Raw genomic sequence first — 21,760 nt, forward strand, 5'->3', positions numbered from 1 at the left:
AAATGCGCAGAAACAGAGGCCTGAATTCCAAAAGGCTATTAGCTGATTATGCCACGCCGTCCTGGCGATCCAGGACGCTGGCCAGGGCCGCTTCGAAGCCGGAGGCGCGGCCCGCGCCGGCCGTCGGGTCCTGCTGGCGGACGTCGATGACGTGGCCGGTGAGCTCGGAGAGCAGGACGTCGAGCGAGGTGTGCGCGACGGCCTCGGAGGACAGCAGCGAGCCCGCGGGCTCCTGGCCGAACGCCTTGGTGCGCATCGGGGTCGCGGTGCGCTCGGGGTTGATGCAGTTGACGCGGATGCCGTCGCCGGCCCACTCGTCGGACAGCGCCTGAGTGAGGTTCACCATGGCGGCCTTGGTGGAGGAGTAGAGGCTGTACTCGGCGCGGCCGCGGGTGTAGCTGCTGGAGGTGTAGAGCAGCAACTGGCCCTTGGTCTCGGCCAGGTACTTGTACGAGGAGCGGGCGATCTGCACCGGGGCCAGGTAGTTGACCTTCAGCGCTTCCTCGATGGTCGCGTTGTCCGTCTCGGCGAGCTTGCCGATGCGCAGCACGCCCGCGGTGTTGATGACGTAGTCGATGCGCCCGGTCTCGGCGTACGCCGCGGACAGCGCGTCGTCGACCTCCTCCGGGTTCTCGACGTGCGTGCCGGTGGTCGAGCGGCCCAGCGCGTAGGTCTTCGCGCCGTAGCCCTCGGCGAGTTCGGCGATGTCCTTGCCGATGCCGTACGAACCGCCGAAGACCACCACGGTCTTACCGGTGAGCAGCGCGCGGTAGGCCTCCTCGTCGGCCTGCTCGGGCGCGGCGGTGGAGGCGAGTTGGAAGAGCTTGTCGGCGATGAAGACGTCGACGGGCTGAGTGACCTTCATGTTGTACTCGTCGCCCGCGACGACGTGGATCGGCACGTCCGGCAGGTACTTGAGTACGACGGAGCAGTCGTCCGTGGCCTGGAAGTTGGGGTCACCGGCGGCGACCTCGTAGGCACGGCGGATCGTGGACAGCTTGAACGCCTGGGGCGTCTGGCCGCGGCGCAGCCGGGAGCGGTCCGGGATCTCGGTGATGAACTCGCCGTCCTCGCCGTGCGTGCGGGTCACGATGATCGTGTCCGCGGACGGGATGGCGACGTCGACGGCCTGGAAGCGCTCGAGGGCCGTGACGCAGTCGTCTATGACGCGCTCGGACAGCAGCGGGCGCACGGCGTCGTGGAACAGGACGTTGCGGTCCTGACCCTCGGCCAGCCCCTCGCCCAGGGCTGCGATCGCGCGCTCGGTGGTCTCGTTCCGCGTGGTGCCGCCCTCGATGATCCGAGTCACCTTGGTGAAGCCCGCCTTCGCGACGATCTTCTCGACGTCCGGCACATAGCCGGGGGCCATCAGCACGATGATGTCGTCGATGGAGTCGGCCTGCTCGAAGGTGGTCAGCGTGTGCTCGATGACCGCCTTGCCGGCGATCTTCAGCAGCTGCTTCGGAATCGACAGACCCACGCGCTGACCGGTCCCGCCGGCCAGGATCACTGCGGTGGTACGGGGCTTGGCAAAGTGCTCAGACACAGGTGACCTACCTTGGGGCGACAGGGAACCCGGGAATGGTCCCACTTACGGTTACTGCCATGCAAGGTGAGCGCCGTCTGCTGCATATGTGCGCGCAACCGGTTATTCACCTAGCATGCAGGCGACTTCCGGGAAACCGGACCGGATTGTCCGGATTTGCTGTGAGTAACTGCACACGTTTCTTGTACGTGTTCTCCTCAGCTCCGCCCGAGGCGTACGTGCTCTCCTCAGCTCCGCTTGAGGCGCTTGAGCACACGATGGCCGAGAACCCGCACGAGTTCCCCGGACGGCGTCTGGTGAACCGTGCGGGCGGCGGAGTGCGCGGGGACCTCGGCCGCCACGACGAGCGCCCCGTAGAGCGCGTGGGCAGCCACCTCCGGACTATGCGGGCGGGCTCCGGCTCCGCGCTCGCCGAGGGAAGGACGGCGGACAGCAGCGCCGGATCTCCGAGGATCCGTACGCCCATGGTGCCGATCCGTTCGGCCATTTCCGCACCGATGCCGGCCGCTTCCTCCAGAGCCCACATCGGGGTGGTGATCCGCGCGTCGTCCGACGCGGGCCGGCAGGTGTTCTTCATATGCATGACCGCGCCATTGCGCACCAGCTTGGAATACAGCTCGTCGGGCAGGCCATTTCCGCGGAATTCCATGTTGAGTTTCCGAAGCATTTCGGTCTCGGCGAGCGTGAGGGAACGGTTCGCCGTGTCCGGCACCTCCACCAGAAGACCGTCGGGCAGGCCGAGGAGGGACTCGAAGGTGCGCATCAGACCGCCGCGGTCCCGGTCGTCGACCACGACGACGGTGATGTTCTCGGCACCGACGACCCGCGTCCAGCGCTCCACGAGCCGGTCGTGGCGGTGCCGACGCCAGAAGCTCGGGTTGGGCTTCTCGTACGGGGCCTTGCGCAGCATGTGGTCGAGCCAGTCCTCGTACCCCATGCGGAGACCGTTCTGCACATACTGCTGCCACTGCGAGGGCATGATCTTCGCCAGCGGGCGCAGCGTGACCAGAACGTGCACCCGGTCCCGGCCCAAGTCGTCGACGATCCGGGCGATGGTCTCGTCGTCGGGCGCGTCCGCGAAGAACTCGCTGCTGATCACCGAGGTGTGCTTCCTGGTGGCGCGCACCGCGTCCAGGAGCCGCTGCCAGTGCCCCTCGGTGGGCCGGGTGTCGCCCATCATGCCGGGCCGGGCGCAGACCGCGAGGGCGGCTTCCATGGGGTGCCTGCTGTGCGCGGGGAAGGCGACGCCGTGCTCGGCCATCGCGTCCTTCGCGGCGAACAGCGCGCCCTGGATCGACGTGGTCCCGGTCTTGTACGGGCCTATGTGCAGCAGCCGGGTGCCGGCGGGCAATGACCGCAACCGGGGGCCGGCGGGCAGGACGGGAGCAGCCGTCTCAGCGGCCGTCGTGTGGCGTATCGAACAGTCGGTCTCCATGGTAAGAGGACGATAAGGAGCATTCCTGAGCGCAGGCTGGCCCTGGGACTCCAGTGAGTCCCAGGGCGTCACCCACGGTTCAGCGTCGGTTCACACAAGCCGTACACCCGGCCCAGGTGCTCAGGCGCCCGTCACACGAGCCGTACGCCCGGCCCAGCCGCTCCGGCCCAGCTGCTCAGGTGACCGTCATACGAGCCGTACGCCCGGCTTTCCCGCCTCGACCCGCAGCCGGGCCAGCGTGCTGGAGGCGGCGTCCGGCTGCAGCACCGTCTCCGGAACGCGCACCTGGGCATCGATGCCGTCGCGGCGGATGTCGAAGAGGTGGTAGCCGCGGTGGGCGTCGATGAACTTCCAGTGCGGGTTGTCCGCCATCCGCGGGTCCCACTCCTTGTGGAAGGCCGTCTGGTCCTGGTCGCCGCCGCTGGAGATGGAGGTGCCGACGAACTCGGCGCCGACGACGTCGGAGTCCGGGTCCGCGAAGTCCTCCTTGAGGTCGCTGATCATCGTGAGGTGCCGGTCGCCGGTCAGGACGACCGGGTTGCGGATGCTCGCGAACTCCTCCATGAGGGCGTTGCGTTCCACCTGGTAGCCGTCCCAGGCGTCGTAGTACCAGAGCTTGCCCTCGCCGACCTGGAGGTCGGTCTCGGCCATCATGATCTGCGAGGCGATCAGGTTCCAGCGGGTCGGCGACTTGTGCAGGCCATCCAGCAGCCAGTCCTTCTGCTCGGCACCGAGCATGGTGAGCGAGGGGTCTTCGGCGCCCTCCTGGCTGATCGCCTGGTTGCTGCGGAACTGCCGGGTGTCCAGCACGTTCAGGCGGGCGAGGCGCCCGAAGTCGAGCCGCCGGTACATCTGGATGTGCGGCCCGTTCGGGATCGCGGTGGCCCGGACCGGCATGTGCTCGTAGTACGCCTGGTAGGCGGCGGTCAGCCGGGCCACGAAGGCGTCGTGCGACTGCTTGTCGGGGTCCTGCGGGATCTCGCCGGCGAAGTCGTTGTCGACCTCGTGGTCGTCGAAGGTGACCACCCAGGGAACATGGGCATGCATCGCCGCGAGGTGCGGATCCGTGCGGTACTGCGCGTAGCGGTTGCGGTACTGGACGAGGGTGTACGGCTCGTCGCTGCCCTCGTGCTTGCGTACGGCGGTGGCCGCCGGCTTGGACTCGTAGATGTAGTCGCCGACGAAGAGGACGAAGTCGGGGTCCTGGTCGAGCATGTCGGCGTACGGCGTGAAGTAGCCGTTCTGCCAGTTCTGGCAGGAGGCGAGCGCGACCCGCAGGGTGCCGCCCGAGCTGTGCGGGTGCGGGGCGGTGCGGGTGCGGCCGGTCGGCGAGAGCTGTCCTTCGGCACGGAAGCGATACCAGTACGCGCGGTCGGGGCGCAGCCCGCGGACGTCGACGTGCACGCTGTGTCCGTACTCGGACCGCGCCTGGGCGGTGCCGCGGCGCACCGGCTTGCGGAAGCGGCTGTCCTCGGCGATCTCCCAGTCCACGGACACCGTGCGGTCGGGCATGCCGCCGCCGTTCAGCGGGTCGGGAGCGAGCCGGGTCCACAGCACGATGCCTTCGGGCAACGGGTCACCGGAGGCGACACCGAGCGTGAACACACCATCGGGCAGCGGTGTTTCGGCCGCGCGCGCGATGCCGGGCAACCAGAGCTGGGCAGAGGCGGCGGCGCCGAGCACGGCGGCCCCGGCGGTGAGAAAGCGGCGTCGATCGCTTGAGATTGCTCCGGTCATCGGCGAACTCCCTTACGTCGGTGGCCCCTTGGACACCGGGAAGCTCACACGGCGCAGCAGCCCGCTCACTGAACAGAACGCATCGTATGCATGACAAATGCACGAGCAACGAACGACCGCGGCGACACGGAGGTTTTGGCGAAACTCGACCTAAATTTGGCGAAACTCTCCCGCTCCGCGACGGGCTTGAAGGAGCGTCAGTAGGCGAAGCCCTGGCCCAGCCGGGCGCCCGCCGCCACCGTGTCCAGCGTGCCCGCGCCGAAGGTGTACGAGCCGGTCGGGGTCACGCCGGACGCGGTGGACTTGAACACCCACACCGAACCGGCGTTCGTGTTCTCGCCAGGGGCGCCGACGGCGAGTTCGGCACGCCCGTCGCGGTTGGCGTCGGTCAGCCGGGTGGCCCAGCCGAAGACGTCCTGGTTCTCCGCGGTGCCGGGCACCCCGTCGGTGTTCTGGCTGAACACCTTGGCGCCGCTGCCGGTCAGGCCGCTCGCGGTACCGCGCATCGTGACCACGGAACCGGCCCGCGTCGTGCCGTCGAAGTCCTCGCCCGGCACACCGACGGCCACGTCCGCGTAGCCGTCGCCATCGATGTCACCGACCGAGATCGAGCTGCCGAAGTAGTCACCGCCACCGCGTCCGTCGGCTCCCTCGGCGACGCCCGGTACTCCGGGGCTGTCCTGGTTGAAGAATTTCGCCTTGTCGGCGACGGGGCCGCTCGCACTGCCCGGAACGTAGGTGACCATGCCGCCCTTGGCGAGCGGCACGGAGAGGTCGCTGTCCATCCCGTCGGCGCGTCCCACGACGATGTCGTCGTAGCCGTCCTTGTTCACGTCGCCGATGCCGAGGACCTCACCGCCCTGCAGCCGTCGATCGTCGGCCGTCCGCACCTCCGCGTACGGGCCCGGCCCGCTCGGCGTACCGGCCCAGTAGGCAATGCGCCGGGAGTCGCCCTCGTCGCCGTCGTGGACCACCGAGACGAGGTCGGTGATGCCGTCGCCGTTGAGGTCGCCCGTGGCCAGGTCCATGAACCGGATGTCGTCGGCGATCAGACTGGTGGCGCCGCTCGCGGAGCCATCGCGCCCGAAGGGCCCCGACAGCACCTTGAGCTGGGTCACCGCGTCGTCCGTCACCACCTCCTGGTCGCCGTCACCGTCGAAGTCCCCGGCCGCGACCTGGTGACCCACCAAGTAGTAGGCGCTTGCCCCGTTGTAGAGCGTCGCCCCTCCCGAGAGGCCCTTGGCGCCGCCCCAGATCACCGCGACCGAGCCCGCGTCGGTCATCGTGCCGATGTCCTCCCCGGAGGCGCCGACGACGAGATCCGCGTACCCGTCCTGGTCCAGGTCCGTCGTCGCGATGTCACTTCCGTACGCGTCCCCGGCTTCCTCGACGCCGGGTATGCCCGCGGTGCTCTGACTGAACACCTGCCTCGTCGAGGTCTTCAGGCCCGTCGACGATCCGTAGATCACCGCGACATAGCCGGCCTTGGCCTTGCCACCCACCGTGGCGGCGGGCGCGGTGACGGCGAGGTCCTGGTAACCATCACCGTTGAAGTCGCTCCGCAGCTTGCTGGTGGTCTGCGTCTGCTCCGCGTGCCCGGCGCCGGTGACCGCCACGGCGCCGGTGACCGACAGGGCGACGGTCAGGCCGACGCGCCAGGCCTTCTTGCGAGTGCTCATGTCGGGTGCCTCCTGAATTCGGGGTGTACGTGTGCGGTGCGCGACGGAGCACGCCGACCGCCTGGTGAGGAGTCAGTTCGGGAGCGTCACACCGAGTGCGGCACCGCTCGCGACCGTGCCGAGGACGCGGGCGACGAGGGCGAAGGAGCCCTTGGCCGTGGCCCCGGCGGAGGTGGCCCGGAACACCCGGACGGCGCCGGCCCCGGAATCCTCCTGCGGCGCGGCGACGACCGGCTCCCCCCTGCCGTCGCCAGCCGTCGACGAGGTAGGTGTTGTCGCCGAACCGGTCGCCCTTCTCGGCGGTGCCCGGCACATCGGCGCTGTTCTGGCTGAACACCCTGGAGCCGGCGCCGGTCGGTCCGTGCGGCCCAGCGGGTACGACGGCGAACGTGCTCGCCTGCTTCAGTCCGCCGAAGGTCTCGTCCCGGTTGCCGGCCAGGATGTCCCCGTACCCGTCACCGTCGAAGTCGACCCGCGCACTCGTCGCGGTGGAGCGGGCATGGGCGATCGGGACGGCCGTCGTGGTCGCGGCGAGCAGGGCGATCGCTATGACGACCGCGCGGCGCGTAGTCGGCGGAGCGGGCTCGGGCACGTCGACTCCGGGCGTCCGGAAGGAAGTTGGGCGCGAAGAGGAAGATCCTCATCCGCGCCCACTACGACTTCCTGCCCGCCCGGTTGGTTGCCCTGCCCATGCCGTTCATTTCCCTGGCGTTCACCTGGAGTGGCGGCTGCCCGGGGCGTGCGTGGATGTGTTTCGCCCCCTCCGCCCCTACCCGTCCCCGCCCTTGGGGCTCCGCCCCCACACCCCCGTGTCGCGCGCTTCGCGCTCGTGCTCGAACGCCGGGCGGGCTGAGGAAATCAGCCCGCCCGGCGTTCGAGGAGCGGGGGCTTGGGGGCGACGCCCCCAAGAGACGAGAACTGCCGCCTAGAACGGCTCGAAGTCGTCGTACTCCTTCTCCGACTCGTCCCGTTCCGCCTGCTTGTCACGGCGACGCTGGGCCGCGGGCCGCGGCGCGTCGAACCGGTGGTCCTCACCACGGCGACCGAGCATCTCCGCACCGGCCATGACCGTCGGCTCCCAGTCGAAGACGACCGCGTTCTCCTCGGGGCCGATGGCGACGCCGTCACCCGTGCGGGCGCCCGCCTTCATCAGCTCTTCCTCGACACCGAGACGGTTGAGGCGGTCGGCGAGGTAGCCGACGGCCTCGTCGTTGTTGAAGTCGGTCTGCCGGACCCAGCGCTCGGGCTTCTCACCGCGCACGCGGAAGAGGCCGTCCTCCTCCTGGACCACGGTGAAGCCGGTGTCGTCCACCGCCTTCGGGCGGATGACGATCCGGGTCGCCTCCTCCTTGGGCTTGGCTGCCCGCGCCCGACCGACGAGCTCGGCGAGCCCGAAGGACAGTTCCTTGAGGCCCATGTGCGCGACCGCGGACACCTCGAAGACGCGGTAGCCGCGCGCCTCCAGGTCCGGGCGAACCATCTCGGCCAGGTCCTTGCCGTCCGGAACGTCGATCTTGTTGAGGACGACGACGCGCGGCCGGTTGTCGAGGCCGCCGTACTGCTTCAGCTCCTCCTCGATGATGTCGAGGTCGGAGACGGGGTCACGGTCGGACTCCAGAGTCGCGGTGTCCAGGACATGGACCAGGACACTGCAACGCTCGACGTGGCGGAGGAACTCCAGGCCGAGGCCCCGACCCTGGCTCGCGCCGGGAATGAGTCCGGGCACGTCGGCGATCGTGTAGACGGTCTCGCCCGCGGTCACGACACCCAGGTTGGGGACGAGAGTCGTGAACGGGTAGTCCGCGATCTTCGGCTTGGCGGCCGACAGGACCGAGATGAGCGACGACTTGCCGGCGCTCGGGTAGCCCACCAGGGCCACGTCCGCCACCGTCTTCAGCTCAAGGACGATGTCCTGCAGGTCCCCGGGCACGCCGAGCAGCGCGAAGCCGGGTGCCTTGCGACGGGCCGAGGCCAGCGCCGCGTTGCCGAGGCCGCCACGGCCGCCCTGCGCGGCGACGTACGACGTGCCGTGGCCGACGAGGTCCGCGAGCACGTTGCCCGCACTGTCGAGCACGACCGTGCCGTCCGGCACCGGCAGGATCAGGTCCTGGCCGTCCTTGCCGGAACGGTTGCCGCCCTCGCCGGGCTTGCCGTTGGTGGCGCTGCGGTGCGGCTTGTGGTGGTAGTCGAGCAGCGTGGTGACGGACTGGTCGACGACCAGCATCACGTCACCGCCACGGCCGCCGTTGCCGCCGTCGGGGCCGCCGAGCGGCTTGAACTTCTCCCGGTGAACGGAGGCACAGCCGTGGCCTCCGTTACCCGCGGCGACGTGCAGCTCGACGCGGTCCACGAAGGTGGTCATGGGGGTGCCTCCAGCACTTCGGTTACTTCGGTTGCGTACGGAAATGTCTTGCGTACGGACGCGTACGGGATTGCCTTCCGTACGGAATGTCTCTTGCGTAACACGCGAAAGGCGGACCCGCCTTCCCGATCGGGAAGTGAGGTCCGCCTCGCGAAGAACTCTGTTCTACGGAACCTGCGTCCTAAAGGGACTGGATCAGGCGACCGGAACGATGTTCACGACCTTGCGGCCACGGTGGGTACCGAACTCCACCGCACCGGCATCAAGGGCGAACAGCGTGTCGTCCTTGCCACGGCCGACGCCGTTGCCCGGGTGGAAGTGGGTACCGCGCTGGCGGACCAGGATCTCACCGGCGTTGACGACCTGACCGCCGAAGCGCTTCACGCCGAGCCGCTGAGCATTGGAGTCGCGACCGTTCCGAGTGGACGATGCGCCCTTCTTGTGTGCCATCTCTCCTCAGTCCCTTACTTCGCAGCCGCGGGGATCTCAGTGACCTTGATCGCCGTGTACTGCTGGCGGTGGCCCTGACGACGGCGGTAGCCGGTCTTGTTCTTGTAGCGAAGGATGTCGATCTTCGCGCCCTTGTGGTGGTCCACGACCTCGGCCTGGACCTTGATGCCGGCCAGTACCCACGGGTCGCTGGTCACGGCGTCGCCGTCGACAACGAGCAGGGTCGAGAGCTCGACCGTGTCGCCAACCTTGGCAGTGGAAATCTTGTCAACCTCAACGATGTCGCCGACAGCAACCTTGTGCTGGCGACCACCGCTGCGCACGATGGCGTACACGCGGATCTCTCTCTCGCTCGGAACGGAATCCCGCAGTCCAGCCGCGCGCTCGCGCGAACGGCCTCTCCCGAAGCGCAGAGCGCCGGGAGGAAGAGGTTTACGGGAATGCGGCGCGTCTATGGACACGCCGACGGTCAAGGTTACGGGGCCACGACCGAAAGGGTCAAACCAGGCCGGGCCCCACAGGTGTGCCACCGGTCACGGCGACGCCCCCTGCAGGGGGCGTCGTTCGAGCCGGTCTCCGGAGTGCTCGTGCGCTCCGGAGACAGTGGCTCAGCCTTCGTCGGTCGAAGCCGACACGGAGGACAGGGTCTGCTCCGCCGCCGCGGTCTTCTTCGCCGTCGCCTTGGTGGCCGTGGCCTTCTTCGCGGTCGCCTTCTTGGCCGTGGCCTTCTTGGCGGCCGTCTTCTTGGCAGCGGTCTTCTTGGTGGCGGCCTTCTTCGCCGTCGCCTTCTTCGCCGTCTTACGGGCGGCCGCCTTCTTGGCGGCGGCCGGAGCCTCGGACTCGGCCGCCTCGGCCGCCTCGGCCGTCTCGACGACCTCGGCGGTCTCCACGGACGCCGTCCCCGACGGGACGACCACGACAGCCGCCTCCTCGGACGCGGTGGGCGCGGTGGCCTTGCGGACCGCGCGGCGACGCGGACGGGCCGGGGCGGGGCTCTCGGCAGGCGCCTCGGCGACCTGCTCGACGGCAGGCTCGACCTCGGGCTCGGGCTTCGGCTCGACGACCTCCGAGGCGGGCTCCGGCACGGAAACCGGCTCCGTGACCGTCACCGCCTCTTCCGCCGCCTTCGGCGAACCGGCCGGGGCCGACACCTTGCGGGTCGCCCGGCGGCGCGTACGGCCCTTGGGAGCGGCCTCCTCCTGCACGGGGGCCTGCTCCTGCACGGGGGCCTCCGCTTGGACGGGGGCCTCCGCGACCGCGGACGCCTCGGGCGCTTCGACGACCGGGTCCTCGACCGCGACGGGCTCGGACTCGGCGGCCTCCCGCGACTTGAGGGCGCGCTCGGCGCGCTCCTCACGCTTCGTCGGGGGACGCCCCTCGGCCTTCGGCGCACCCGCCGGAGCCGACGCGCGCCGGGTCGCCCGGCGCCGCGAACGGCCGCGGGTGGCCGCGGCCTCCGCCTCGGCGGCGCTGCCGTACAGCTCCTCGTCCGGCGCGAACTCGGGCGCGAGCAGCGCGGTGGGCTCGGCAGCCTCGGCAGCCACCTCGGCCTCGGTCTCCACCTCGACGAGCTCAGCGGCCTCGGCGGCCTCGGTCGTCTCCGTGGCCACGGCCTCGTGCTCGTGCTCGGGCTGCTCGGCGCCGCCACGGCCGCGCTTCTTGCGCTTGCCGCCGCCTCCGACGGAGGTCGGCTGCTCCATGTGCACGATGACACCGCGGCCGTTGCAGTGGACGCAGGTCTCGGAGAAGGACTCCAGCAGGCCCTGCCCGACGCGCTTACGCGTCATCTGCACCAGACCCAGCGAGGTCACCTCCGCCACCTGGTGCTTCGTACGGTCGCGCCCCAAGCACTCGAGCAGGCGCCGCAGCACCAGGTCGCGGTTGGACTCCAGGACCATGTCGATGAAGTCGATGACGACGATGCCGCCCAGGTCGCGCAGCCGCAGCTGGCGCACGATCTCCTCGGCCGCCTCCAGGTTGTTCCTGGTCACGGTCTCTTCGAGGTTGCCGCCCTGACCGGTGAACTTGCCGGTGTTGACGTCGACCACGACCATGGCCTCGGTCTTGTCGATCACCAGCGAACCGCCGCTGGGCAGCCAGACCTTGCGGTCCAGCGCCTTCATCAGCTGCTCGTCGATCCGGTACGTCGCGAAGACGTCGACCTCGGAGGTCCACTTCGACAGACGGTCGACCAGGTCGGGCGCGACGTGGGACACGTACCCGTGGATGGTCTCCCAGCCCTCGTCGCCGCTGACGATGACCTTGGAGAAGTCCTCGTTGAAGATGTCGCGGACGACGCGGACGGTCATGTCCGGCTCGCCATAGAGCAGCGTCGGAGCGTTGCCGTTCTTCGCCTTCTTCTGGATGTCCTCCCACTGCGCCTGCAGTCGCTCGACGTCACGGCGCAGCTCGTCCTCGCTCGCGCCCTCGGCGGCGGTGCGCACGATGACGCCCGCGTCCTCGGGGACGATCTTCTTGAGGATGGTCTTCAGCCGGGCACGCTCGGTGTCGGGCAGCTTGCGGCTGATGCCGGTCATCGAGCCCTCGGGCACGTAGACCAGGTAGCGGCCGGGGAGGGAGACCTGGCTGGTGAGGCGGGCGCCCTTGTGGCCGATCGGGTCCTTGGTGACCTGCACCAGGACCGACTGGCCGGACTTCAGCGCGGACTCGATGCGGCGGGGCCCGTTGGCCATGCCCAGCGCCTCGAAGTTGACCTCACCGGCGTAGAGCACCGCGTTGCGGCCCTTGCCGATGTCGATGAAGGCGGCCTCCATCGACGGCAGCACGTTCTGGACCTTGCCCAGGTAGACGTTGCCGACGTACGAGGTCGACTGCTCCTTGTTGACGTAGTGCTCGACGAGCACGTTGTCCTCAAGGACGCCGATCTGGGTGCGCTCGCCGCTCTGGCGGACGACCATCACACGCTCGACGGCCTCGCGGCGGGCCAGGAACTCGGCCTCGGTGATGATCGGAACGCGGCGACGGCCCTGCTCGCGCCCTTCACGACGACGCTGCTTCTTGGCTTCGAGGCGGGTCGAACCCTTGATGGACTGCACCTCGTCTGTGCCATCGCCGGGCCGCTCGTCCTTCTTGCTGCGGGGCTCGCGAACCTTCACGACGGTGCGCTCGGGGTCGTTCTCACCGGGCTCGACGTCGGTGCCGGAGTCACCGGAGCGACGACGGCGACGACGACGGCGACGGCTGCTGCTGGAGCCGCCCGACTCCTCGCGCTCCTCGGCCTCCTCGGCGTCTTCCTCGGCCTGCTCGGCGGTGTCCTCGGCGTCCTGCGCCGCCTGCTCGGCGGCGTACTCGTCCTCGCCCGCCTCGGCGTCCGATTCGGCGGACTCGCCACGGCGACGGCGACGGCCGCCACGACGGCGACGGCGACGGGAGCCCGCGGACTCCTCCTCACCCTCGTCGCTCTCGACGGCTTCCTCGGCGGACTCGGCGTCCTCAGCGGGCTCCTCGGCCTCGTCGGCGGCCTCCGCGGTCACGGCCGCGGGCTCCTCCTCGACGGCCCGGCGACGACGGCGACGGCGCGGCCCGGTCTCCTCCTGGACGACCTCGGCGGCCTCGGCGGCCTCGGGGGTCTCGGTGACTCCCGCGGCCTCCTCCGCCGCCTCGGCGGCAGCCGCGGCGGCGGCCCGCTCGGGCGTCTGGAACATCGGCTCGGTGAACACGGGCGCCTGGAACACGGCGACGGCAGGACGCTTGGGCCGCTGCGCGGACTCGGCTTCCTTCGGCGCGGGCGCGGAGAAACCGACGGCGGCCTTGCGGGTGGCACGGCGGCGGGTACGACGCGGTGCACCGTCCTCGGCGGCCTCGGTCTCGGCGCCTTCGGTGCTCTCGGCAGGCTTGTTCTCGCTGGTCACGGGCGCCTCCACACGCTCGTCGGCGGCGTCGCCCTCGGGCGCACCGGCGGGTGCGGAGACGCGCCGGGTGGCACGACGACGGGTGGTGCGGCGGGGTGCGGCTTCCTCGACGGCGGCGGGGGCCTCGGCCTCGGCGGACACGTCGGCGCTCGCCGGCTCCTCGACGGCCTCAGCCGTCGCCACGGCCTCAGGGGCCTCAGCGGCCTCCACGATCTCGGCCGCCTTGGGCGTCCCGGTCGGCGCGGAGGCGCGACGCGTCGCACGACGACGCGTACGACCCGCGGGCGCCTCCTCCACGACGGCGGGCGCGGCGGTGGGGGTCTCTTCGACCTCGGCCGCGGCCTCGGCCTCGGCCGCAGCCGGGGGCACCACGGTCTCAGCGGCCTCGGCCGTCACCGGCGTACCGGCGGGTGCGGACACCCGGCGGGTGGCACGACGACGCGTACGACGCGGGGCGACTTCCTCGGTCTCGACCGCGGACGGCTCCGGCGTCTCCTCGACCGCGGCGGTCTCTTCGGCCTCAGCCGCCGCTACGGCCTCAACAGCCTCTTCCGCCTCTTCTGTCTCGACAACCTCGGCCTGCACGGAGGTCTCGTCCTGCGCGGGGTCGGCGGACGCCACGGCCGGTATGGCCGGCGCGGTGGTCTCGGCCGCGGCCTCGGAGGCGGCGGCCGGCGGACCTGCGGGGCGCGACGCCGCGCGGCGGCGGCGCCGCGGCGGCAGGGTGTCGCTCGGGGTGTTGTTGTTTTCGGAACCCTCAGTGGGTTCGGTGGGCTCGAGCATGCGGGTGGATCTCCCGTCAGGCTCCCGGGCGCCGCGGCCTGGTCCGGCAGTGCCGGTGACGTCCGCGGCTCGCGCGATGCGCGGTGCCGCCGTCCGGGGCGCGGGCGCCGCACGGGAGCTCTCTGTGTCCTGTCTCGCCGGTTCCGTACGCCATGTGTGCGTACGGCCTGGCGAAAGTCTTCTGGTCGGTGCGCTGCCCGACCCAGGTGGCTCCCGGATACGAGGGCGGCGCTACGACATCTGTCCTTACGCGGGACCTTCCTTACGCCGGCGCCTTCGCGGTGGCAGATGCGGCGACCGCCTCTTCGTGAGAGGGCGGGACGGCCGTGACTGCCTCGCGGTCGGGCGCGAGCGGGTCGGTCACCGTGCCGGTCTCTTCATCGAACAGCCCCTGCGCCAGCCTGGTCACCGCTGCGGCGACCGGCGGCGCCAGGTCGGCCACGGCGCGAAGACCGGACAGGACGTCGTCGGGTCGTACGGCAGGCGTCACGTGCCGAACAACCAGCCGCAGTATCGCACAGGGCTGGTCGGTCGGCCTATCAGCCTGTGGACTCTGCGTCTCGCTGTGCGTATCGAGGCTTGCTACGGCGCTGCGGGCGTCGAACGTCCGCATGCCGTTCTTCGTTTTGCGCTGGACCTCGACCGCATCGGCCGCCTTGAAGGCCTCGACCGCGCGCTCCGCGTCCGCCGGGTCCACGCCGTCAAGGCGCAGCTCCCACACGGAAGCGGTGAGCCGGTCGGCGAGACCCGAGGTACGGGCCTCGACCGCGTCGATGATGTCGAGCCCTGTGGGCAACGACTCGTCGAGGAGCTCGCGCAGCTTGTCCGGGTCACGCGTCTCGGTGAGTGCGATCTCCAGATACTCCGCCTCACTGCCCGTGCCGGTGGGTGCGGCATTGGCGTACGACACCTTCGGATGCGGCGTGAACCCCGCCGAGTACGCCATGGGCACCTCGGCACGGCGCAGCGCACGCTCGAAGGCGCGCTGGAAGTCACGGTGGCTGGTGAACCGGAGGCGGCCGCGCTTGGTGTAGCGCAGTCGGATGCGCTGCACCGCGGGTGCGGGCGGCGGGCCTTCGGGCTGTCGCTTGCCCAGTGTCGTTCAGTCCTTCGTGAGAGCCGTCGTACTGCTACCTAGAGTACGTGTCTCGCCGGGCTGTGGTTCCCGGTGGGACTTCGCCAAAGGCACCCGCTCCGGCTCGCGCGGGGCGCCGAAGAGCATCCGCCGGAAATCGGCGCGGGCCTGCCGGGCGGACTCGCGGGCGGCGGCCAGGGCCTGCCGTGTCGCCCGCCCGACGCTGCGCGCGGCCTCGGCGGCAGGCCGCAGGACCGCGTCGCGGATGACGTGCCCGACGGGCGTCAGCACGGCCTGGTACACCCAGCGCACCGGCTCCACGAAGATCCACCGGAAGAGTCGCCCGAGGAACCGCCCGACGGCGAGCGAGATGTGCCCGGCGACGCGCCAGGCGTGCCCCAGGGCCTCGCCGATCTCCCTGCCGATGACGGCGAGCACGCGTCCGACCGGCACGAGCACCCAGCGCCACACGGCGAGCGCGGGCAGCACCAGCAGAATGCGCAGCGTCCAGTAGATCGCGGCACCGATGCCGGTGAAGATCATCCGTACGAACCACACGAGACCGCGCGTCAGCCAGGCGATCCCTCTGCCGACGGGGGCGAGCACCCACTCGTACAGCCACATCGCCGGTACGACGACCAGGTACCGCACCAGCCGGGCCACGACGGTGTACACCCCGACCCCCACGGCCGCGAGCGCCAGCCCCAGGCCCTTGAACAGCCAGGCGATCGCGTGTCCGACGGGCGTGAGCACCCGTGTGTACACCCAGGCGAGCCCGACCGCGATGCCGCCGAGCACCCGGGCGATCCCGGCACCGATCCTCCGCGCCGCCCCGGCGAGAGTGGCCCAGACGCCCCGCGCGACCCACACGATCGCGTGCCCGAGGGGAGTCAGCACCGTCCGGTACAGCCACACCGCGGGTACGACAACCAGCACATGCCCGAGCCACGCCAGCGCCCGGCCGACCGGTACGAGGACGTACCGCCACAAGGCCACCCACGGCCAGACGAACACCGCCCACGCCACCCGGGCCAGCACCCGCCCCACCGGCCGCAGCACGGCGTCCCGCAGGAACCGTCCGCCCACGACCAGCGCGTCCCAGGCCATCCGCACCGGCACGACCAGGACGAGGACCACGATCCGCACGGGAATGCGGATCGCGACGGTGAGGCACCCCTCGGCCCGCGGCACGGCCGGGGGCGTGCCCTCGGCCTGTGCCACGGGTCGCTCAGCAGGCGGCTTTCCCAGATCCATACCTGCGTAGACGCGTCAGCCGTCGCGATGGATGCGGTCGGTGGCCACCCAGTACCGGAGCTTCCCGTCGCGCTCGTCCTCGAACTCCCCGTCGGCCGCCTCGATCACCTTGCGGGAGCCGATGTTCGTGGAGTCGCAAGTGACCAGCACCCGGTCGAGCCCGAGGGCACGGGCGTGCGGCAGCACGTCCCGGAGCATCGCCGTGGCGTGCCCCCTGCGACGGGCGCTCGGCCGTACCCCGTACCCGATGTGCCCGCCGACCTCGAGCAGCCAGGGCGTCAGCCGGTGCCGTATCTGGATGCGCCCGAGGTAAGAATCCCCGTCCACGTACCAGTACCAGCTGGCGGGCACGAACCCTTCTGGGCGGCGCCCTTCCTCCAGCTCCTCCTCACGTATCGCGGCGACGTACCGCGCGAAGCCGTCCGGCTCGTGCCAGGTGTCCCCGTACACGTCCAGCTCTCTTTTGATGGTGTCGCCGAAGAACTCCCCCTCGGCGACGTTCTCCCGCACGGCCTCCAGAAAGGAGGCCCGGTAACGGACATGAGGCGACGTCAGCTGTGGCATGGGGGCAGTGTGCCGGGGCGACCGCTTGGCGCGCAGGCCTTATTTCTTCGTGGCCCCGGCCGCCTTCGCGACGTTGGAGAACTTGGTGGCCTTGCCGGCCCGGGAGACCTTCGGCCTGCTGCGGCCGTCATGGTGGCATGCACCGCACCCGCAGCCGCTCGCCCACGCGGGGCCGGTAACGCGCACACAGGACTTCCTGGCCATAGCGACGCACCGCCGGCACGGTCGCGAAGAGAATTCCGGCGAGAATTCCGGCACGGTACCCGAAGAGCCGGTCTCCGATGTGACTCACGACGGACGCGGCTCCGACCACGGCCAATTCAGCGGGGAGCCGCAGGGAAATGACGGAATGTCCGAAGAGCTCCACCCGCAGATACATCAAGGAAGGGGCAGCGGCGCGGTGATCACCATGAAAGTCCCCCACGCCTGTTAGCAGGAACTGCCGACTTATACACAGGCGCCGGCAGCCGGGATGGCAGACAGGTCGAGCCACCGCCTCTATGGACGCCAAACCTCCAGCCGCGGTCCTTGCATGGGATTTCATCATTCACTAAAGTCACCGACCGATCCTTTTCATCCCGGAAAAGAAAAAGTCATGAAAACGGTCTGCCTCAATATGATCGTCAAGAATGAGGCGCATGTGATCCGACGCTGCCTCGAATCCGTGCGCCCCCTTGTCGACTCCTGGGTGATCCTCGATACGGGCTCGACCGACGGCACCCAGGGCGTCATCCGCGAAACCCTCGCCGACCTGCCCGGGGCGCTGCACGAGAGCCCTTGGAAGGGCTTCGACCTGAGCCGCAGCGAGGCGATCGATCTGGCACGGGACTGTGCGGACTACCTGCTGTTCATCGACGCCGACGACGTGATGGAGACCGCTCCCGGCTTCACGATGCCGGAACTGACCCACGACTGCTACGACTTCGAGGTAAGGCACGGTTCCCTCGTCCACTGGCGCGCGACGATGGTGTCGACTCGCCTCGCCTGGCGGTATGAGGGTGTGCTGCACGAGTACCTGGAGTGCGACAGTCGCTTCAGCCGGGCGACCTTCGACGGCGCGCGCATGGTCATCGTGGGCGGCGGCGGACGCCTCCAGGGCAGCCAACGGGAGAAGTACCTCCGCGATGCCGCGGTTCTCGAGGACGGGCTCGCCACGGAGCCGGACAACGCCCGTTACCACTTCTACCTCGCCCAGAGCTGGCGGGACGCCGGCGAACCCGGGAAGGCGCTCGCCGCGTACGACCGGCGCGCGACAATGGGCGGCTTCGCCGAGGAAGCGTTCTGTGCCCGCCTCTACGCGGCCCGGCTCGCGCTGGATCTCAAGCGCCGTATGCCCGAGGTCATGTCCCGTTTTCTGGAGGCGCACGAGTTCCGGCCCACGCGGGTCGAACCGCTCGGCGAGCTCGCGCACCTGTGCCGTATGAACGGGGAGCGCTGGCCGCTCGCGTACATGTTCGCGCGGCGCGCGGTGGAGATCCCGCAGCCGAAGGACGTCCTGTTCGTCGAGCATGGCTGGTACGACTGGAGAGCACTGGACGAGCTGGCGGTGGCGTCGTACTGGGTCGGCGAGTACCGCGAATCCCTGGAGTGCTGCGACAAGCTTCTGGACGGCGGAAAGTTGCCCGAGGCCCATCGTGAACGGGTGAACGCGAACAGGGACTTCGCGCGCGCCAAGCTCCGTCTGGGCTCCGGGGCGGGCGCGCGGACACTCGTCGGCAACTGACCCGACGGCAGGACAGCCGTCGTTCCGCGCGGAGGCCGAACATCGGTAGGGGAATCGGCAGCCACACGGCTGCCCCCCTCCTGGTCAGGGAGGGGGGCGAGGGGGGGGCAGAATCCCGCGATCCACGCGTGCCGACTCCATCAAGCGTCCAACTCACCCAGCAAGCCACGGATGCGCTGTTCGATCTCATCGCGAATCGGGCCAACGGCGGCAACCCCCTGCCCGGCCGGGTCGGCAAGTTGCCAGTCGACGTATCGCTTGCCGGGAAACACCGGGCAAGCGTCACCGCATCCCATGGTGATGACGACCTCAGAGGCTTGCACCGCCTCGACGGTCAGCATCTTCGGGGTCTTGGCGGAGATGCCGATGCCGACCTCCTTCATCGCCTCGACGACCGCCGGGTTGACCGCGCCGGCGGGAGCGGAGCCGGCCGAGCGGGCTCGCCCTGGCCCTCACCAACGCCCCGTACTCCCGGATCAGTTCCTCCAGGCCGCCCGTATACCCCTTGCCGCCGAGCACGAAGTCCCCGTCGCCACTGGTGCGACGGCGGAAGGAACCGAGCACCAGCGCGGTCTCGTGGGCCCGGCCGTCGGAGACGTCGAGTCGGCCGAGCTCGGCCCCCGAAGGATCGAGCAATCGAATCCCGGCGTCGGTGAACCCCGACAGATCCGCTTCGGGATTGACCTCCGGGTCGACCGCGGCGGCCAGAACGAGTCGGTCGGCCCTCTCGGGCAGGGCATCGAAGGACACCCGGATCGCAGCCTTGTCCGGTGCGGAGGCGGCGAGGGCGTGGACCGTGCCGTCCGGCATCCTGGGGTTGTTGAAGAAGACGAAGTGGTCGTCGCTCAGGGCTCGGTTGAAACGTGGCAGACGAGCGCGCCGGTTTCGGGGCGGCTCAGCTCATGGACAGCACCTCGCGGCGGGGGCGGACGCCGCGGCGGCACGGCGCCTTCCTGACGGAGGTGCCGGAGCGCGAGCCTCCGTCCCGCGCCGCGGTTGGCTGCGACCCTCCGCCTCGTTCACGACGATGGGCGTGGCCGTCGGCCGCAGGCCCGTTCACCCGTCAGCGGCAACCCCGTTCAGGACTTGCTGCGGCTCCGGGCGTCGGCTTCGGCAATGGCCTCGGCGTCGGACTCGGCCACCGCGATGGCGAAGCCGAGCGCCTCGGTGATGTGACCCGCTGCCGCCATGACGCGTGCCGTGCCCACAACCGGGGCGATCGCCACGAGAACGTCTTGCACTTGCTCCAGCGTCAGGTTGGCCTTGACAGCGGGATCGACGTGGGCGAGGTAGGAGATCGCCGGTGCGTCCATGGCCGCGAGCGCGGCGATGCGGGTGAGGATGAGCGCGCTTTCCTCCATGCCGCAGCGCTCTATCGAGTCGATGGTCATGGCTGCCAGCGTGTCGAGAACGGGAGCGTCTGACGTTATGGCCATTTCCGGACCGCCTTCCGGTGCTGTGCGGAACCGGCACGCGACACCCGCGGAGCAGGCACCCACGCGACGGCTGCTTGCCCTTCCACCATATGGGCCCCCTGAGCCTCAAGCATGCGGGGCCGCCCACGACTCGCGCTGCGTCTCTCCCGGGGACGGAGGAGGATGGTCTCGGGGAGGTGCGGCAGGCGCTCAGCCGACGCAAGGGGGATGCGTGTGTTGCCGCGTTGTCTCTTTCCGTTCCGATGAAGTGGGGCCGATATGTCCGAATCATCGCGCACGCATTCCCGGAGAACAGGAGATGTGGCGGAAACCGCGGTCAACGTGGCACGTGCGGCCGGACAGGCGGTTCGGCATCCCAGGGCCACCATCGAGCGCGCTCGCCGTCTGCCGCAGATCTTTCCCACGCTGCGCCAGGCCGTAGGTCCGATCATCACGGGACGGGTCGGCGACTGGCGCGGCGAGTACGCCTACACCCTCGGCGAGCAGGCGTTCGTCTACGGGTTCCCCTACATCTACAACGCGCAGCTGCGGTACGACTGGGTGACACAGCCGCGAAACCCGGCGACGGTGCCGTACGCCCCGGTCAACCATTTCTGGCACGCCGAGCGCCTGCTCGACGCGTCCTACCGCGACGGTGGGTGCCCCAACAACGACACCTTGTACTCGGTCGCCTGGGTGAACCTCGGTGACGAGCCCGTCATCCTCTCCCACCCGGACATGGGCGATCGCTATTTCGCCTTCGAGCTGATAGGGATCACCTCGGACAATTTCGACTACGTCGGCCAGCGCACGACCGGCTCCGCAGCCGGGAACTTCGCCTTGACCGGTCCGGGGTGGAGCGGAGACCTCCCGCCCGACGTGCAGCCCCTCAAGACCGCGCCCAGCCCGTGGATCCTGATCCTGGGTCGCACTTTGGTGAGCGCCACGAACGACGTGGCGAACGTACGGGCGTTGCAGGAGGAGTACCGGCTGACCCCGCTGAGCCTGTTCGGCAAGCCGGATGCGAAGGTCCCGGAAAACCGTGACGTACTCAAGCCGATCAGGGCCGAGGACGATCCGCTGGGGCCATGGAAGACGCTGAACGCCATGCTGGCCGAGAATCCTCCACCGGCTCACCACGAGATCCTGCTCAAGCAGTTCGCGCAGATCGGCGTGGGGCCCGGTCTGGATGTGGAGGCCCAACCCGACGTGGTCAAAAGGAGCCTGATCCGGGCGGCCGCTGTCGGAGTGCCCATGCTCAAACAGCAGATTCTCAGCGGCGACTGGGCGCATCTCGTCCACGGCTGGCGCTACCCGCCCCCGGAGATGGGGCGCTTCGGCGACGACTTCCTCAAGCGCGCCGCCGACCAATCGCTGGTGGGGATCACCGCCAACGACCCTGCCGAGGCGGTGTATCTCGTCAACTTCGACGACTCGGACGGCAACAAGCTGACCGCCGGCGGCCACTACGAACTGCACTTCGAGACGGACGAGTTGCCACCGGTCGACGCCTTCTGGTCGCTCACGGCCTACGGGGAGGACATGAACCTGATCCCCAACCTCGCCGACCGCTACTCCATCGGCGACCGCACCCCAGGCCTGAAGCAGGCCGCCGACGGGGCGCTGACCATCTACCTCCAGCGCAAGCCGTCGGATGAGGACAAGGAATCCAACTGGCTGCCCACTGCTCAGGAGGGCGCCTGGTTCGTGGTCCTGCGCTTGTACCGGCCCCGTTCCGAGGTGGTCGACGCCACCTGGGAGTGCCCTCCGCTCCACCGCGTCGGCTGACGCCTCTCGATGATCGCGCCCTGACGTTCGGGGTCCCCGGCCTACCGGCCGTCCCAAGAGGCGCGTTGTCGCAGAGC

General features: G+C 69.8%; 15 protein-coding genes and 2 pseudogenes. 3 read left to right on the top strand and 14 right to left on the bottom strand.

Annotation, left to right across the window (positions count from 1 at the left end; all coding sequences use genetic code 11):
- Positions 1-46 precede the first annotated feature (46 nt).
- The 11 genes from ACIBK0_RS02155 to ACIBK0_RS02205 form a co-directional block, all read right to left on the bottom strand.
- Positions 47-1,546 (bottom strand): SDR family NAD(P)-dependent oxidoreductase, encoded by a 1,500-nt coding sequence (locus ACIBK0_RS02155; RefSeq protein WP_399074594.1) that lies wholly within the window; start codon positions 1,544-1,546, stop codon positions 47-49.
- A gap of 106 nt (positions 1,547-1,652) precedes the next feature.
- Positions 1,653-2,981: a hypothetical protein gene (locus ACIBK0_RS02160; protein WP_399074596.1), complete on the bottom strand. Its 1,329-nt coding sequence runs from the start codon at positions 2,979-2,981 to the stop codon at positions 1,653-1,655.
- A gap of 186 nt (positions 2,982-3,167) precedes the next feature.
- Positions 3,168-4,718, bottom strand: a complete 1,551-nt coding sequence (locus tag ACIBK0_RS02165) for an alkaline phosphatase D family protein (RefSeq protein WP_399074598.1) — start codon at positions 4,716-4,718, stop codon at positions 3,168-3,170.
- Positions 4,719-4,915: 197 nt separating this feature from the next.
- Positions 4,916-6,397 (bottom strand): FG-GAP and VCBS repeat-containing protein, encoded by a 1,482-nt coding sequence (locus ACIBK0_RS02170; RefSeq protein ID WP_399074600.1) that lies wholly within the window; start codon positions 6,395-6,397, stop codon positions 4,916-4,918.
- 925 nt (positions 6,398-7,322) lie between these two features.
- Entirely contained in the window at positions 7,323-8,759 is a 1,437-nt protein-coding gene (gene obgE, locus ACIBK0_RS02175) for a GTPase ObgE (RefSeq protein WP_399074602.1), read from the bottom strand.
- Between the two features lie 195 nt (positions 8,760-8,954).
- The gene (gene rpmA / locus ACIBK0_RS02180) at positions 8,955-9,209 is read right to left on the bottom strand and encodes a 50S ribosomal protein L27 (protein WP_028802588.1); all 255 of its coding nucleotides are present in this window, start codon (positions 9,207-9,209) and stop codon (positions 8,955-8,957) included.
- Positions 9,210-9,223: 14 nt separating this feature from the next.
- Positions 9,224-9,544, bottom strand: a complete 321-nt coding sequence (rplU, locus tag ACIBK0_RS02185; protein ID WP_028802589.1) for a 50S ribosomal protein L21 — start codon at positions 9,542-9,544, stop codon at positions 9,224-9,226.
- A gap of 273 nt (positions 9,545-9,817) precedes the next feature.
- Positions 9,818-13,864, bottom strand: a complete 4,047-nt coding sequence (locus tag ACIBK0_RS02190; RefSeq protein WP_399074605.1) for an Rne/Rng family ribonuclease — start codon at positions 13,862-13,864, stop codon at positions 9,818-9,820.
- A gap of 262 nt (positions 13,865-14,126) precedes the next feature.
- Positions 14,127-14,918, bottom strand: coding sequence for a TIGR03936 family radical SAM-associated protein (locus ACIBK0_RS02195; RefSeq protein WP_399074607.1), 792 nt, complete (start codon positions 14,916-14,918; stop codon positions 14,127-14,129).
- A gap of 48 nt (positions 14,919-14,966) precedes the next feature.
- The gene (locus tag ACIBK0_RS02200) at positions 14,967-16,193 is read right to left on the bottom strand and encodes a hypothetical protein (RefSeq protein ID WP_399074609.1); all 1,227 of its coding nucleotides are present in this window, start codon (positions 16,191-16,193) and stop codon (positions 14,967-14,969) included.
- Between the two features lie 15 nt (positions 16,194-16,208).
- Positions 16,209-16,757 carry a GNAT family N-acetyltransferase gene (locus ACIBK0_RS02205; protein ID WP_399074611.1) on the bottom strand — a complete coding sequence of 183 codons (549 nt, stop codon included), beginning with the start codon at positions 16,755-16,757 and terminating at the stop codon, positions 16,209-16,211.
- 25 nt (positions 16,758-16,782) lie between these two features.
- Between ACIBK0_RS02205 and ACIBK0_RS02210 the strand changes: the two genes are divergently transcribed.
- Both ACIBK0_RS02210 and ACIBK0_RS02215 read left to right on the top strand, forming a co-directional pair.
- The gene (locus ACIBK0_RS02210) at positions 16,783-17,190 is read left to right on the top strand and encodes a hypothetical protein (protein WP_399074613.1); all 408 of its coding nucleotides are present in this window, start codon (positions 16,783-16,785) and stop codon (positions 17,188-17,190) included.
- 183 nt (positions 17,191-17,373) lie between these two features.
- The gene (locus tag ACIBK0_RS02215; RefSeq protein WP_399074615.1) at positions 17,374-18,480 is read left to right on the top strand and encodes a glycosyltransferase; all 1,107 of its coding nucleotides are present in this window, start codon (positions 17,374-17,376) and stop codon (positions 18,478-18,480) included.
- Positions 18,481-18,620: 140 nt separating this feature from the next.
- Here the strand turns inward: ACIBK0_RS02215 and ACIBK0_RS02220 are convergent.
- From ACIBK0_RS02220 to ACIBK0_RS02230, 3 genes and pseudogenes are all read right to left on the bottom strand, one after another.
- Positions 18,621-18,923: pseudogene (locus ACIBK0_RS02220) on the bottom strand (phosphotyrosine protein phosphatase); the annotation flags it as partial.
- An 82-nt stretch (positions 18,924-19,005) separates the two neighbouring features.
- A pseudogene (locus ACIBK0_RS02225) lies at positions 19,006-19,290 on the bottom strand (TerD family protein); the annotation flags it as partial.
- Positions 19,291-19,559: 269 nt separating this feature from the next.
- Positions 19,560-19,916: a carboxymuconolactone decarboxylase gene (locus ACIBK0_RS02230; RefSeq protein ID WP_399074617.1), complete on the bottom strand. Its 357-nt coding sequence runs from the start codon at positions 19,914-19,916 to the stop codon at positions 19,560-19,562.
- A 300-nt stretch (positions 19,917-20,216) separates the two neighbouring features.
- Between ACIBK0_RS02230 and ACIBK0_RS02235 the strand changes: the two genes are divergently transcribed.
- On the top strand, positions 20,217-21,683 hold the full coding sequence (locus ACIBK0_RS02235) for a DUF1254 domain-containing protein (protein ID WP_399074619.1): 1,467 nt from the start codon (positions 20,217-20,219) through the stop codon (positions 21,681-21,683).
- Positions 21,684-21,760: the final 77 nt, after the last annotated feature.

The organism is Streptomyces sp. NPDC050564 (genome assembly GCF_044457265.1).
Classification (GTDB): domain Bacteria; phylum Actinomycetota; class Actinomycetes; order Streptomycetales; family Streptomycetaceae; genus Streptomyces.